We start from the raw sequence: 15843 nt of genomic DNA on the forward strand, positions 1-15843 counted from the left end.
TATTTGAAAGAAAAATTTGATTTTTATTAATTTTTATTTATTATATAAATAGTTTTAAAATGTAATTTAATGTTTGAAATTGGAGATAAAGCATATAATGAGTACATGGAAAATAGATATATATAGAGAATACGGAGACCGTTATGGTAAAAAAGGTTTAATATATAAGGTAAAACAGGATTTTAACGGAATTTCTTCATATTTCACTAAACTTGATTTAAGCAATAATAACTTAGCTTCCTTATTTCAGTTTAATGGACCTATTATGAACTATACAGGCGATGAGAGTCTTATGTGGTGTAGAGAGGGGAGAGGCTTGAACTTTCCATTTAAAAAAATGACGCCTGAAATAAGTGAATTAATAAAGGCTATTCCGTCACATATCACTAAACTTGATCTAAGCAATAATAGCTTATATTCCATAGAATGTGAAGGGTTATGTGAGATCTTTAAACTTATTCCAAGAAGTGTCACTGAACTTGATTTAAGCTATAATGGTCTTCTGCAAGAGTATCTTAAGGAGTTACCGGATATTATTGCAGGTCTTCCAAATCTTGAGAAGCTTTCCTTAAAAGAGAATATCCCTGATAATATCGGAGAACATAACTTTCTAAGCTTATTTGATGATTATAATGGTAATAGGCTAAAAGATCTGAATACTCTATATGAAAAATTACAAGAGAAAGCAACAGTTGTCGAGCTAAACTCAGTATTACAGCCCCACTATTTAAAAAGAGTTGAAGTTATAAGTCATACGCGAAAAGATAAACCACCAATTGAAGATTGGGCTCAATATCTACAATATCCTAGCCACCCTTCTTGCAGAGTGAATTCAAATTTGGATTATCGGCAGACCAATAACTCACCAACTAAATGCATAAGCAACCTCTCACCACAAGACCAGCAACTTGCGAAAGATAGACGTAACAAGGAAGAGAGTGAGTACCAAAAAATCTCAGAAGATTGTATAAAATTAATAATTTTAAAAAAAATATATCACGGATTAGCTGCTGGAAGTACAGCTTGGTTTAAAGGCCGCAGTGGCATAAATATCGATCGTATAAATTTACAGGAATTTTTAAGTTATGCACACGCCAATCCAAATTCTAGATCAGCAAAAGCGCTGGAACTTTATAACAAGCACTATTATAATAACTCAACAGCTTCTCCTAAGTTAACGTTAATTAAAGATATTCATGATTATTCGCATAGAAAATCAGGTCTATTGAAATGGTCAAAAAGCAACAAATCTTGGAAAAATGAATTAGATCAAGCTAAGTTTGAAAACTATATTGACAAAAATCCAAAATCTAGGACAGCAAAGATAGTTACTCAATTGTATCGTGACTGTCTTGATAAGGATACCGACAGTAGACAGTGGAGAGAGTTGGAGAAGAAATCACGAAAGTTTTAGTATTTAAGTTAATTTGCAATTTTCGGAACTACTACATATTATATGGCTTTGCAGATGACTGTTTCAAAAATAGTTCGTTTTTTATTACCAAAAATATCACCAATGACGAAATTATAAATCCTAATTGTTGGATTGGTATCTCTACCATAAGCTCTGTGGTTGAGTAAAAACTAAGTATAACTCCACCAATACCAGCTATAGCGAATTTGGTTAATCTATTTATAGCGTTACCAGCAGCAAAGCCTTCTTTGAGTAAGTCTATAATTTTTGAAGTTAATGTAATATTTACCAAAGCAAAGCAAGCTGTTGCAATAGTATTTAATAATACAAAAACATAGACGTTATTAAGTATATAAGAGCATATTAGATTAATTATTATAACAACTGTAGATATAACATATCCTGAAAAAATAATGTTATTTTGATTATATGGAGTTATATTCTTCTTTATATAGTAGCTTGCAAAGACTATACCCAAAATATTAGTCGCAAATAAAATACAGTATTGTAAATATCCTAAATTAAAATATTCTATAATAAGGTTTGATGATGTATTTATAAAGCTAAATAGCGCTCCAAAACATAGTCCAGCACCAATAGCTCCTAAAATAAAAGGTATATTTCTGGTGTGTTTTATATATACGTAAAAACTTTGTAATAAACTTGCTGATCTGTTCTGTGGCTTGTGAGTTTCTGGCATTATAAATGTCAAGCATAACAAAACTACACCATATAGAGTTAAAAAATGAAATATATTTTGCCATTGACCAGTTGTATAAATAATAAGGCTACCAATTATAGGCGAAATCATAGGTGCTATCATAAATACCATAACCATAGTTGCCATCATCTTGATTAATTTTTGCCCACGGTAGCAATCTTTTAATATAGCCATAGCAGCTACAGCAGCAGGAGAGTCGCCAAGACCTTGGATAAATCTCATAAAAGTTAAAGTTTCAAAGTCTGAGCTTAATGAACATAAGATAGTACTAATTGTATATATTAACATACCTAAAATAAGTATTTTTTTGCGACCATATCTGTCTGATAATGCTCCCCATATCAGCATACCTACACCAAACCCAACAAGATATGTAGATACTGTAATTGTCATTTTACTTACATCTATATTAAAAAAATCACTTATGTTACCAAAAGCAGGAATATAAGTATCAATAGCAAAAGGAGGTAAAGCAACGAAGATAACTATAAAAAATATTAAATATTTACTACCTTTTCTAAGTTTCATACTGATAGGAAAAATTATTGTAATTTTGATAAACTATTTTAACAGATAGTACTTATCAAAAATTAAAAATTATAGAAAATAAAGAAAAAAGAAAAGTTAAGCTTTAGCTTTTGCGATAGCTGCTTCAATATTAGAATATTCAGTATAGCCACCGATTATAGTAGTGTTACTGTCATCGGCTTTTTTAGCAGGGGCAATAACTAGGAAAGGTGTGCCTTGGATTTCTAAGTCTTTAAAGCCCATCTCCAAAGTATCTTGTAGATGCTCAGAAATTTTATTATTTTTAATTACTTGTTTAACTTTAGTTATATCAGCGCCAGCACTTTTTGCTACATTATCAATAGTTGAATTTTTAAGTTTACCTTCATCTTCACCAGTAGCAAATATACCATTATGATACTTAACATAAGCCTTAGCACCATAAATTTTGTATATAGCAGTGCCTACTTCAGCGGCATATTCAGAAGCAGGAGCTCTTTGGCCAAAGATAGGAAATTCTACAAACGCAATTTGTACATCTTTATGATTTACTATTGCTTTTTCAATTTCTGGTGCAACCTTCGAGCAATACATACATTGATAATCAAAAAACTCATAGATAACTACAGCAGGATCTTTTATATCTGTTTTAGGTGTTAAATCCGAGTTGTATATACTATCTTTGACCTTTAAGAAACTAGTAACTTGTTCAGTGCTCATTTTTTGCATCAAACTATCACGTAGTTCTTTCATACTATTATCGATAGTTTTTTGAGAAATAGCGGGCTTTTTACCATTGATTGCATCTTCAAACCCAGCTATAACTTTATCAGAGTTAAAGCTGTAATCTTTTAGATTAGGATCTTGAGTAATGTGCGAACCCATACCATAACCAATTGTATAGCTAGCATCTGATTTAACGTTATCCAGATTAGATTCATTTGCAGTAGATGCACTTATAGCTACCGAAGATGTAGTTTCATCATTATTATCGCTACTTCCAGAGCATGCTACTAGACTAGTAGTTATAATTGCAACTGCTAATGCTTTTAAAAGTTTTTTCTTAGTCATTATAATTTTACTCCTTAACCAATATGGTTACTTAGTTTGACTTGCTACTTGTTCAGCTGAAGCTGTACCTGCTAATTGTGTTTTCTCAGGTTGTGCTTGTACTACATCATCACTTGCTTGAGTAGGTTTATTATTAGTTACTTCTTGTTTTTGGGTTTCAACAGCTGCCTTTTGTTTAGCTATAGCTTGTTTTTGGAATTCAACCATTGCATTTTGCATTTGTTCAGGAGTTAATCTAGCATCCTTACCTAGAATACCATCTTTTAGACCATTTACTATTTGTTCATTATCTGCAGAAATATTGCTTTGAGCCATTTGTGTTTGAAGAGTTTTACCCATAGAGTAACCTACAGAATAACTAATATCATCTTTGTTGTCAGCAGCAAAGCTACTTCCTACTAGGGCACCTGCTAATATAGGGGCTATAATTAAAGTTTTAGCTAATTTCATTATTTTATTTTCTCCCATTGTTTGAAATTTTTTTAGTAACTTTAAAATCATTCTAACAAACTATATGGATAATCCCAACTTTTATATGGATGATTTTTGTTTATTATATAGTTTATTTATAGCCCAATCGATATGCTCCAAAATTAGAAAATTATCTAAATATTCGGCTCTTTTGTTTTTTAAAGCTAATAAATTTTCGTGTTTATATGGTGAGTTACCTATGGCTATAGAAATATTTCTTATCCAAGCATCATAACCAATTCTACGAATAGCCGAACCTTGTGTATAGTTGTCAAAGTCTTCTTTAGACCATGAAAAAAGCTCAAGTAAAGGTCTATTTACTAAAAAATTTCTTTGTTGAAAATCTTGTTCAGTCGTCACAGGTGCTTGATTATTAAAAGGACAGACCAACTGACAATCATCACAACCATAAATTCTAGTACCTATTTTATCTCTAAACTCTAGAGGTATAGCTCCTTTATTCTCTATAGTTAGATAAGATATGCATTTACGTGAGTCGATCATTTTATTGGGCAAAATTGCTCCTGTTGGACAAAGCTTAATACATGCTTGACACTTTCCACATTCATTTAATTTAGGATCTGTATTTGGTAATTTAGACAAATCTAAATTACTATATATAACTCCAATAAAGAAAAAAGATCCTTGTTCTTTGTTCATTAGCATTGAATTTTTACCAATCCAGCCAAGACCAGCTTTTTCAGCTAGTGGTTTTTCTAATACTGGTGCACTATCTGTAAATACTCTAAACTGGTGATCGCTTGTAATTTTATCTATATATTCTCCTAGTTTTTGTAGCTTTTTTTTCATTACCTTATGGTAATCTCTACCATGAGCATATATAGAAATTTCAGCTATTTCGGAAGGTGTTCTTAGACGCTTTACTTCAGTCTTTGTGGAAATAGAGCGATTAAGATAATTAAGAGTAGCTACTATAACACTATTTGTACCAGGAACTAGCTGATCAGGAATAAAACGCTTTTGACCATGCTTAACCATATAATCAAGCTCAGCATAGTAGCCATTTTCTATCCATTTATTGTAGTAAGGAATATATTCTGATAAATCACAATCAGCTTTTGATAATGATGATAAGCCTAACTCATTTACAGCATAATTTTTAACTTTTTGCCATTGCTCTAAAGTTAGTTCCAGTTTCATAATTACATAATTAGCTATCTTTGCGTTTGATATCCCAAAGTTTTTCTAAAGCGTAAAGCTCTCTTGTTTCCTCAAGCATTATATGAGTAACTATATCGCCAATATCGACTAATACCCAGTCAGCTTTATTATTACCTTCTACGCCTAATATGGAAATAGAGTTTTTTTTAAGCTCTTGCTCTAAATGTTTAGCTAATGCTCTGGCATGTGTAGTAGAAGAAGCAGTACAAATAACAATTTTATCCATCATATCAGTTAAATGTTCAACATCTATAGCTTGGATATTTATACCTTTTAAATCATCTAAAGCTTCTATAGTTACGTCTAGTCTTTGGTTTGTAGTCATAAAAAATAATATTGTATAATTTAAAGCTAAGATTATAACATAACTTACTGTAAATAGTGGTATCATGACAGTACTAAACAATAGGAGAGACTCAAATGAATAAAAAAGGCTTATTTGTATTTTTTTCTTTAGTAATATTGATCGCTGTAGCATTATTATTATTCTACAAATTTTCTATTTGGTATGAGCAAGCATTAGGATCTATCTTCTCGTATATAGTTATGGTCAGCTTTGTTTTACTTGTTTTTAGTCCATTTAGATTTATCAAAGATAATAAAGCTAATATTAGTGTTAGCAGCTATATTAAATATCTTGGGTACACACTTTTGTATATAGTTAAATTTGTAGCTAGTATTGTAAAACAAATAGTACTCACTGTTTTATATATAGTTTCTAAACTTTTCTCTACAAAAAATAAAGAACCTTCTTAAAAAAAACTTTAAATGCAATATACATCCGAGCAACAAAAAATCATACAGCATGACATATCTAGTCATGCAATAGTTTCAGCAGTAGCAGGAAGTGGTAAGACCCAAACACTTATAGCAAGAATAGAGTATTTATTAGCTAAGGGCATTCCAGCAAATAAAATACTTGTTCTTATGTATAATAAATCAGCGCAATTAGATTTTGCAAACAGATTAAAAAAAGTTTTATCTGCTGAGAAATCAAAATATATAAATGTACGTACAATGCATTCTTTAGGTAATAGCTTTTTACAAGCTTTTGCTAAAGCAGGATATATTGAATTTAATAAAATTCTCAAAGATTATGAGGTTGATAGTATTTTATTAAATTTAATTAAAAACTACCAAAAAAATTTAAAATCATTAAAGAGATAGATAGTGATAGGGTAGAAGCTTTTAAAGAATATATTTCTATTTTAAAATCTGATCTTTGCTTAAATAATAAAAAGCTAACAAGTTTAAACCCTAAAGAAAAAAAACTTTTGGATAAAATATTTGTTGAATTTAACAAGCAATGTGAAAAGTTAAAAGCTATCACATACGACGATATGATTTATCTTCCAGCAAAATTTTTTGAGAAAAATAAAACAAATATCTCACGAGCTAATAATTTATATTCACATATCATTATTGATGAGTACCAAGATATAAACCCTATACAGCAATTTTTTTTAAAGTGTCTGGTAGGCGATAATACCTACATCATGGCAGTAGGGGATGTTGATCAAACTATATATCAATGGCGTGGATCAACTCCATACTATATGTTAGAGGGCTTCAAAAATGACTTTAAAAAAGTCAAACAATATCACCTTTCATATACGTTTCGCTATGGTGATTTAATATCACTTATGGCTAATAACATTATAACTAATAATAAAAAACGTCACGACAACCTATGTATTACTTATCCAAAGTTAGATAGAACTACAAATATTAGTATTTTAGATAATAGCGATAAAGCTGTGTTAAAACTAAAAGCTTTAATTGAACTGGGAATCAACGCAAGTGACATCGCTATATTAGTTAGAAAATATAATTCAACAACCGTTTTTGAATTAAGTTGTTTATATAATGATTTGCCATATCATGTGGTTGCTGATAAGGACATTTTTAGTGAAAATATATTTAAAGCTATTTATGGCTATCTAATGCTTTTAAATAAAGGCTATGGCTTCGAAAAACATATTATAGATCAACGTATAGAATTTATAAAGGCTATGCTTGACTATCCATCTTTATACCTTAAAAAAGAGCAAAAACAAACTCTAGCTATAAAAATTGCTAAAGATATTGATCAAGCTACAAGTTTAATCATAGAGTTAAGCAAAAACGTTGATAAATCTTTTAAAGAAAAAAATATCCTTGCTGTAGCACACTGTTGGCGAACTATTTTTAATAATACACGTGCAAAAAAACCAGGTAAAGCCATAAACTTCATATTTGAAACGCTAGAACTAGAAAAGCTTATATCTAAAGTCTCAGCAGAGACATATTCTAGTAGATCAAAACTGCAGATAATAGAGGGAATATCCAGCTTTGCTAAAAGTAACAAAGAAACTCTTAATGTATTCATAGATCTTTTATATGAATTATATCTAAAATCTACTCAACAAGGACTTAATGTTACTAATCCTAATCAGGTTCAAATAATGTCTATGCATAAAGCAAAGGGTTTAGAGTGGGATTACGTAGTTATCCATGATGCTACAGAAGGAGGCTTTTTTGGTGAAAACAACTCAAAAATTTCTGATGAAGTTTTAGAAGAAGAGCGAAGGCTTTTTTACGTGGCTATTACAAGAGTGAAAAAACATCTTTTTATAGTAACAGCAGATGATATTGACAGGCTTTCTGCATGGTATAAAGTAAAAAATAATACCTATCCAAAAGATTTAAAGTGTAAAAATAGTCTAAGGTTTTTATATGAAAGTAATTTAGCTGAATGCGAAAACTACTTAAGTAACTTAAATCAATTAGAAAAAGAGAATATAAAGAATAGGATTTTTAAGAGATATCATTTGAGCAGGGACATGTTGACAGAATTTTAGTAGGATACAAAGTCTAATTTTGTTAAACTATAGTGGTTTTTGACAAAACTTACATTATAATTTTTCACTAACTCCTATATGCTTCATCCCAATTACCGGTTAAACCAGCTACTTCATATTCTGTTACACGATTTTCAAAGAAATTGGTATGATCAGCACCATTTAGAATCCACTCTAACCAAGTTAAAGGGTTTTTTTCTATATTATATATTTCTTTAAGTCCTAATTGCGTGAGGCGTCTATCTGTAATATGGCGAATATACACCTTTACTTCATCAGCATTTAGTCCTTCAATAGTTCCTAACTCATATGCTAAGTCAATAAATTTATCTTCTAACTCTACAGCTTTGCTAGCCATTAGGTAGATTTCTTTTTTAAAGTCGTTATCAACAATATAAGGATTTTCTTGGCAATAAATTCTAAATAAAGCGGCATTACCCTCTACATGCATAGATTCATCACGTATAGACCATTCAACTACTTTACCCATACCTTTCATTTTTCCAAAGCGCTGGAAGTTTAGCAGCATAGCAAAAGAAGCAAACAAAGCAACCCCTTCATTAAACACAGTTTTAGCTAAACACAGTCCTAAACCGCGACGAGTAGTTGGATCAGCATCCATCATAAAGTCAATTTTATCTGTCATTGCTTTGTACTCTAAAAAAGCATGGTATTCTGAATCAGGTAGCCCTAAAGTATCGTTAAGTAAAGCATATGCTCTTTGGTGGATACCTTCTCTAGCTGCAAAAGAGCCTAGCATATTTCTAACTTCATTATTTTTAAATGCTGGTATAAATTGATCATAATAGTTTTGACCAACTGCAACATCTGACTGAGTGAAAAGCCTTAGAATATTTGTAATATATTCTTTTTCTACTTTTGAGATTTTGCCATTTTTCCAGTCTGTAACATCCTCTGACAAGTCAATTTCATCTTCAATCCAGTGAGCTTTTTCGTGTTTAACTGTTAGATCAACAGCCCAAGGGTAGCTAAAAGGTTTGTATGTCTTTGAGAAAGTTGTAAGTGAAGATCCTTTAACCCTTGCGATTACCTCGCCAGCTCGAGTCATTAGGTTATCGTATCCACCGATGTGAACACCACCTACAAAAATTTGCGGAACAGTCCTAACATGTTCTTCTACTAATAGAATATTCTTATTTACTTCATCATAGAATTTAGCTCTTTCGATATCGTCATCAAGGGTAATTTGTGTAAAAGAAATATCATTAGCGCCAAACCAGCTTTTTGCTAAATCACAGAAAGGGCAATTAGTTTTTGTATATATTTTTACTTCCACATTACTACCTATTTTTTACCTAAAATCTTACTTGCATTAGCCTGTAAATCTGTAAAGCCACCAATATGCTCATTATCTATAAAAATTTGGGGTACTGTTTTAATATGTGATTTGACCTTACCACTTTGATTCATTTTATCGTAAAAGTCATTACGTTCTTGATTATTATCAAGAGTGATTTCTTCATAACTAATACCATTTTGATCGAACCATTGTTTTGCTCCAGTACAAAATGGGCAGCCAGTTTTAGTATACATTTTAACGTTCATAGATTTATCCTTCACATGCGATACATTCACTTTCAGATTGTTTAACTTCTGAAAACTCTACAAGCCTTTGTTTTTCTACTTTTTTAGAAATATTTTCAGCTCTATTTGAAGTTTCTGTTCTTAAATAATATAAACCTTTACAACCATATTTCCAAGCATTAAAGTGCACTTTATGTAAATATGCTCTAGATGCTCCAGCAGGAAAAAACACATTTAAAGATTGACCTTGACATAGATATTTTTGACGTGCACCACCTAAATACACTAGCCAGTCTTGATCCATCTCAATAGCAGTTTTAAATACCTTTTTTATTTCTTTGCTTAAGAAATCTAGTTGTTGCACAGAACCCCCATTGGTTATAATTTCTGACCAAACTTCTTCTGTATTTTTGCCTAGTTTCTCTAGTTCTTGCTCCAAATATTTGTTTTTATTTAAATGAGAACCAACTCTAGTTCTAGATGTAAAAGCATTAGCTTTCCAAGGTTCTATACTAGGGGAAGTATTTAGTATTAAGGAGCTATTGGCGTTAGGAGCAATCGCAAGTAAATGAGCGTTTCTACGCTCAGTTCCTACCATGTCAGGAGCTTCACCTTTTTCTCTACCTAACTCTAAAGTTTCCTCAACAGCTTGTTCTTTTATTCTTTTGAAAATTTCTTCATTTATTTCTTCAGCTTCTTTGGATTCAAATGGTACTCTATGCATCTGCAAATAAGAATGAAAGCCCATAGCCCCAAGCCCTAGGCTTCTTTCACGAGAAGCGCTGTATCTAGCTTTAGATATTTCATCACCAGCATGATCTATAAAAAACTGTAAAACGTTATCTAAAAACCTAATTAGATCTTTAATTAGAGTTGTGTCTTTCCATTCATCATATTTTTCTAAATTTACAGAAGATAAGCAACAAACAGCAGTACGTTTTTCATCTGTTACAAGGTGAATTTCATTACATAAATTTGAACCTTTGATAGTTAGTCCAAGCTCTTTTTGAGCTTTTGGTAATGCTCTATTAGCAGTATCAATAAAGTTTAAATACGGTTCACCAGTACGGTAACGAGTTTCTAATATAGTTTCCCAAAGCTTACGGGCTTTGATTATATCTCTAACTGATCTATCATCAGGGTCAACTAGTTTCCAGTTATCATTGTTAGCAACTGCTTGCATAAATTCATCAGTTAGGTTTACAGCATGATGTAAGTTTAGACACTTTCTATTTACATCACCAGTAGGTACACGAATACTTAAGAACTCAACTATATCAGGGTGAGATATATCCATATATGCTGCGTACGAGCCTTTACGAGTTTTACCTTGACGATACGCAACCATATCAGCATCTACAGTATGCATGAAAGGTATAGGTCCAGGAGCCTTATCAGAAACAGATCTAACTCTTGACCAGTGACCACCAACACCACCACCTTTTACAGATAACCATCTTAATTCAGATGAATGCTCTATTAACCCTTCTAAGGAATCTGGTACATAAGACAAAAAACAACTAATAGGTAAAGATTTGACTTTAGCCCCAGGAAGTGGAGCATTTGATAATACAGGGGAAGCAAACATAAACCAACCGTTAGATGCAGCATTATATATACGTTGTGCTAAGTTGCTATCACCAAAAGAGTATGCTATAGCAGCTCTAGCAAAAGCATACTGAGGAGATGGTTCATTCTCTAAGCAATAATAGTTAGTAAGTAATTGTTGAGCTTGTAGAGAAAGCTCTTGGTCTTTTGAGACATCTATATGTATGCCTAGATAATTTTCTTTAGCCATAATAAACCTTATTAATAAACTAACAAATAAATTAAATCTATACTAAATAAGTATAATTGATATTTTATTATTAGAATTCTACCAACTTTTTAGGATTTTAAAATAGCAAAAAAGGAAATATTATCCTTGACATTACTAGAGGTGTTTTAAGAGCTAGATAATATAAAGGGTTAAGAAGATTAGTAAAAAATTATTTAGCTAAAATAGTTGTTGCTGCTTTATTTAAATCTTTAACAGCATCTATTGAAACTTGTAAATTTTTTCTTTCTACATCTGAAATTTCTACTTCTATAGCTCTAACACCATTTGCTGAAATTTCAGTAGGAACACCCACAAATAAGTCTTCTTTAAGACCATACATACCAGCTTTTACTTTAGTTGCACATGGTAGAATCATTTTTTTATCTCTTAAGTAGCTTTCTGCCATTTGGATGCCAGCAGCAGCTGGAGCGTAGTATGCTGAACCTGTTTTTAGCAAAGCAACAATTTCACCACCACCATTTCTAGTTCTTGCAACTATAGCATCTAGTCTTTCTTGTGTAAGTTTACCTTCTTGTACTAGACGCTCAAGTGAAACACCAGCTACATTAGACATCTTTGTAAGAGGAACCATAGTGTCGCCATGCCCACCCATTACGTAAGCTTGAACTTGTTGAACAGATACATTTAGCTCTTCTGCTAAGAAAGTTCTAAATCTAGCAGAATCTAGTACACCAGCCATGCCTACTATTTTGTTATCTGGGATGCCAGAGAATTTTTGTAGCATATTAACCATAATATCTAAAGGATTTGTAATACAGATCACAAACGCGTTAGGACAGTTGTGTTTGATACCTTCACCAACAGCTTGCATAACTTTTATGTTTATGCCAAGAAGATCATCACGAGACATACCTGGCTTTCTTGGCACACCTGCAGTTACTATAACTACATCAGAGTTTTCTAAATCTCTATAATCATTTGTTCCTTTAACTTTAAAGTCTATTCCCTCAATCGGGCATGTTTGTGCTAGATCTAGAGCTTTACCTTGAGGCATACCTTCAGCGATATCAAATAAAACAACATCACCAAGTTGTTTGATAAGTGCCAAGTGAGCTAAAGTTCCACCAATATGACCTGCACCAATAAGAGCAATTTTCTTTCTAGACATTAAATCTCCTTTATATTTTTAGTTAAATAAAACAAACAGATTATAACATAATACGCTGTTAAGTTAACAAATTAAAGTTTTGCTAAAATTTATATTTACAAGTATAATATAAACATATAATGTGTATCTTAGAGTAAAGAGTGATCTTACTAAAGCATGTTAAAAAAATACATAAATAATATAGGGTTTTGTCTGGGCGTAATCGGCTTAGCACTGTTTGTGTTTGGGCTAGTTGAGAAAGGTATTTTTGAGAAAAATGTGGTGATACTATATGCCACACTTTTGATGTTTGTAGCAGCATTGATTCAAAAGGAACAATTTTTTACAGGTTTGGAAGGTATTGCACTTGTAATAAGTGCAATAGTGGTGTTTTATCAAGCTCCCCAGGTTTATAATTTAACTGTTTTTGTTAGTTTAATTTTTGTGTTTGCTATTTGGTATTTTGCTAGGCATAAACTAAATTTTGCTAGAATTTGTGCATTTATTGGTTTAGTTTGCTTATGTTTGGGGATCGTACTAGCCAGAAATGAATTTATGGTAATTTGTGGTATATTCTTGTCTGTTTATGCAGTTTTTTCTATACGACAAGGTTTTACTGTGAGCTGGATTTTTTTAGCACTAAACATATTATTTGCCTTAGTTGCAATAATTTCTTTGTATGGACTTTATTAGCAAAATATAATTTCAAAAGGGAATTTATATTTTATGAGAAAATTATCGTTTTTAGATAGGGTTATAGAAGAGCTTGATAGCTACGCAAAATTTACAAAGGCTAAAGTTAGTCCCACTAGAAAGTCTCCTAGTAAAAACATATATGATCAACAGTTAACCCAAGCAGAAAAAAAACATTCAGCAGGTCTAATGAGAGTTGACTACACCGGAGAGATGTGTGCTCAAGGTTTATATCGTGGGCAAGCTGCAGTAGCTAAATCAGTAGAAACAAAGACCTATTTATATCAAGCTGCTGATGAAGAGTATGATCATTTAGCTTGGTGTGGCGAGAGATTACAGGAGTTAGGTGCAAAACCAAGTTTACTTAATCCTTTTTGGTATTGGGCATCATTTGGTATAGGGGTTACAGCTGGGGCTATAAGTGATAGTTTAAGCTATGGTTTTGTAGTAGAAACAGAAAAACAAGTAATGAAACATTTGGATTCACATCTAAAAAATTTACCTGTAAATGATAATCGCTCACGTGAAATCTTAAAACAGATGTATCTTGACGAGGCACAACATGCTGTAGAGGCGGAGAAAGCAGGGGGAAAGAAACTTCCTAAACCTGTCAGAATTATAATGAAACTCCAGTCAAAAGTTATGACTACCTTGGCTTATAGGTTTTAGTAGTTATTGTGTGATAGCTGGAAATATTTGACTTGTTTTTCGAGTTATGCTTATGCTTGCAGAGGTTTTCCCTTACCACCCGCTCTAACTATCGCACGAGATATTTTTTGGTGACCATTGTGGCGAGCAATAGATAAAGGAGTATCTGTATTTGTACCTTTGTTTACCTCAATTTCAGGATGTCTCAATAGCTCAATAACTATTTCTGTGTGGCCCTTTTGGCAAGCAATATATAAAGGAGTAACACCTTTTTTTGTATATTTGTTTACATCAATTCCACCATGTTTTAATAGCTTACTAACTATTTCTGTGTGGCCATTTCGGCAAGCAATATATAAAAAATCAGTATTACAATGATATCCTTTGCTACAAATTTTTTTAAATAGCATCTCCTTATAACCGCGGTCATTATATATGTTGTCAGCATAAGTTGCTTCAATCTTTTTTAGAGAAACTTCAATAATCCTCATATATGCAGATTTTTCTAAATTGTTCTCTAATGACGGCATATTATTATTAAAATGTATTTCCGTTGGCTCATTCAGATTTTCTTCTCTTCGTAATATGTGTTTTTCATCTGCAATAAAATTATAAAGCTTATTTATATCCATTGTTCTTACTTTATCTCTAGTATATATTGCACGCTTCTTATGATTTTTCCATTTAAAATAGCTACTTACATATCTATTTAACTGGTTGTATATTTCCAATTTAATTTTTTCAATCTTTTTTTGAAATTTAATCCGACAAGCGTTTTCATAAGCATCAATTTTATCGACTCCTATAGTAGGGCTAATATAGATTGATAAATTTAAAGCTAGGAGGCTATTTTGTTCTACATTAAAACCAAAAGCTTCAAAAATACCATTATTAACTAAACCATAAACATCAGTAAATGTTACGGCTTCAACTTTATTCTTCTGTAAATTGTTAGCATTATACAATTTTAATTTATAGCCACCAAGTAAATCAGATTTAATATTAAATGCAACCATATGATTAATACTAGATACCTTAATATAAGCACGAAACGGATATTTAGCAAACTTATCAACTAATAGTTTTAAGAAATCATAATAATCTAGTTTATTTCCAATAAAAGGGTAATTGTATATTTCCATCAATGGAGAAACCTTTTGATAAGTAACATTAGACTCTTGATCACCAAATATTCCTTGACTAACAACAGTTAATTCTTTATTTATAACAAATGGTGAAGTTTTTAATATATTTTGACCAAAATTTATACCCTCACCGTTAACTAAAGTATATTTAGCTTCATGGTAAGCAAGCAACCCATCTAAGAAAGCTCTTATTGAAATAACTAACTCATATATTTCTCTTTCTTGAACTATATGATTAGTAATAACCTGTCCAGCTAATTTGCGTTTAGGTAGTTGTCTTTCATAATTATGTACAGCGTTAATAAGGTCAGTTAATCTGGTATAGGTAATGCCATTAAACTGCTTATTTATAGTGACACTTGTAAGTAACTCTAATCTTTTATAAAAAGTCTTAAGATCATCAGCTAAATATGCTTGACCCCACATAGCAGCCATACCAAAACATAGACCTTTTGGCAAACCTAGAGCAGTATAATAATCACCCAAATGGCAATTTTTTGATATAATTTCTATATTTGAATATAGTATATCGTAAAAATTCATTAAAAATATTCTCCAAAAACGTATGTAATTATATATTTAAAGTAATTAAAAATTATCTCTAATATTTAATTAGCATTTTAACATTTATTTTCTATTAAAAAAACTTATATATAATAATAAAATAATAAAATTTCTA

At 31.3% G+C, this 15843-nt stretch carries 13 protein-coding genes and 2 pseudogenes; 5 read left to right on the forward strand and 10 right to left on the reverse strand.

Annotated elements, in window-relative coordinates; genetic code table 11:
* Nucleotides 1–97: 97 nt before the first annotated feature.
* Nucleotides 98–1414, forward strand: a complete 1317-nt coding sequence (locus E4K63_RS03520; RefSeq protein ID WP_133940626.1) for a leucine-rich repeat domain-containing protein — start codon at nt 98–100, stop codon at nt 1412–1414.
* A 31-nt stretch (nt 1415–1445) separates the two neighbouring features.
* On the opposite strand, the gene E4K63_RS03525 is transcribed toward E4K63_RS03520, so the two are convergent.
* The 5 genes and pseudogenes from E4K63_RS03525 to rsfS all read right to left on the reverse strand — a co-directional run bounded on the left by E4K63_RS03525 (nt 1446) and on the right by rsfS (nt 5691).
* The gene (locus E4K63_RS03525; RefSeq protein WP_133940628.1) at nt 1446–2663 is read right to left on the reverse strand and encodes a multidrug effflux MFS transporter; all 1218 of its coding nucleotides are present in this window, start codon (nt 2661–2663) and stop codon (nt 1446–1448) included.
* Between the two features lie 99 nt (nt 2664–2762).
* Nucleotides 2763–3713: pseudogene (locus E4K63_RS03530) on the reverse strand (DsbA family protein); the annotation flags it as partial.
* Nucleotides 3714–3740: 27 nt separating this feature from the next.
* Nucleotides 3741–4163 carry an FKBP-type peptidyl-prolyl cis-trans isomerase N-terminal domain-containing protein gene (locus E4K63_RS03535; protein WP_133940631.1) on the reverse strand — a complete coding sequence of 141 codons (423 nt, stop codon included), beginning with the start codon at nt 4161–4163 and terminating at the stop codon, nt 3741–3743.
* Between the two features lie 81 nt (nt 4164–4244).
* Entirely contained in the window at nt 4245–5345 is a 1101-nt protein-coding gene (gene queG / locus E4K63_RS03540) for a tRNA epoxyqueuosine(34) reductase QueG (RefSeq protein WP_133940633.1), read from the reverse strand.
* 10 nt (nt 5346–5355) lie between these two features.
* The gene (rsfS, locus tag E4K63_RS03545; RefSeq protein WP_133940755.1) at nt 5356–5691 is read right to left on the reverse strand and encodes a ribosome silencing factor; all 336 of its coding nucleotides are present in this window, start codon (nt 5689–5691) and stop codon (nt 5356–5358) included.
* A 95-nt stretch (nt 5692–5786) separates the two neighbouring features.
* Between rsfS and E4K63_RS03550 the strand changes: the two genes are divergently transcribed.
* Nucleotides 5787–6122 (forward strand): hypothetical protein, encoded by a 336-nt coding sequence (locus E4K63_RS03550; RefSeq protein WP_133940635.1) that lies wholly within the window; start codon nt 5787–5789, stop codon nt 6120–6122.
* Nucleotides 6123–6134: 12 nt separating this feature from the next.
* Nucleotides 6135–8206, forward strand: a pseudogene (locus E4K63_RS08200) (ATP-dependent helicase).
* A gap of 67 nt (nt 8207–8273) precedes the next feature.
* Here E4K63_RS08200 and E4K63_RS03560 read toward each other — a convergent pair.
* The 4 genes from E4K63_RS03560 to mdh all read right to left on the reverse strand — a co-directional run bounded on the left by E4K63_RS03560 (nt 8274) and on the right by mdh (nt 12699).
* Nucleotides 8274–9503 (reverse strand): ribonucleotide-diphosphate reductase subunit beta, encoded by a 1230-nt coding sequence (locus E4K63_RS03560; protein ID WP_133940639.1) that lies wholly within the window; start codon nt 9501–9503, stop codon nt 8274–8276.
* Between the two features lie 8 nt (nt 9504–9511).
* Nucleotides 9512–9772 (reverse strand): glutaredoxin, encoded by a 261-nt coding sequence (locus tag E4K63_RS03565; RefSeq protein ID WP_133940641.1) that lies wholly within the window; start codon nt 9770–9772, stop codon nt 9512–9514.
* Nucleotides 9773–9776: 4 nt separating this feature from the next.
* A complete protein-coding gene (locus E4K63_RS03570) occupies nt 9777–11549 on the reverse strand; it encodes a ribonucleoside-diphosphate reductase subunit alpha (RefSeq protein ID WP_133940643.1) in 1773 nt (590 codons plus the stop codon).
* A gap of 190 nt (nt 11550–11739) precedes the next feature.
* Nucleotides 11740–12699: a malate dehydrogenase gene (gene mdh / locus E4K63_RS03575; protein WP_133940645.1), complete on the reverse strand. Its 960-nt coding sequence runs from the start codon at nt 12697–12699 to the stop codon at nt 11740–11742.
* A gap of 156 nt (nt 12700–12855) precedes the next feature.
* Here mdh and E4K63_RS03580 point away from each other — a divergent pair, with 156 nt between their 5' ends.
* Together E4K63_RS03580 and coq7 are read left to right on the forward strand one after the other, a co-directional pair.
* Nucleotides 12856–13371 carry an MFS transporter gene (locus tag E4K63_RS03580; protein ID WP_133940647.1) on the forward strand — a complete coding sequence of 172 codons (516 nt, stop codon included), beginning with the start codon at nt 12856–12858 and terminating at the stop codon, nt 13369–13371.
* Between the two features lie 33 nt (nt 13372–13404).
* Complete coding sequence (gene coq7, locus E4K63_RS03585; protein WP_133940649.1) at nt 13405–14040, forward strand: 2-polyprenyl-3-methyl-6-methoxy-1,4-benzoquinone monooxygenase; 636 nt, start codon at nt 13405–13407, stop codon at nt 14038–14040.
* A gap of 50 nt (nt 14041–14090) precedes the next feature.
* On the opposite strand, the gene E4K63_RS03590 is transcribed toward coq7, so the two are convergent.
* Nucleotides 14091–15707, reverse strand: coding sequence for an ankyrin repeat domain-containing protein (locus E4K63_RS03590; RefSeq protein ID WP_133940651.1), 1617 nt, complete (start codon nt 15705–15707; stop codon nt 14091–14093).
* Nucleotides 15708–15843: the final 136 nt, after the last annotated feature.

The sequence above is a fragment of the Allofrancisella inopinata genome, assembly GCF_012222965.1.
Taxonomy (GTDB): domain Bacteria; phylum Pseudomonadota; class Gammaproteobacteria; order Francisellales; family Francisellaceae; genus Francisella; species Francisella inopinata.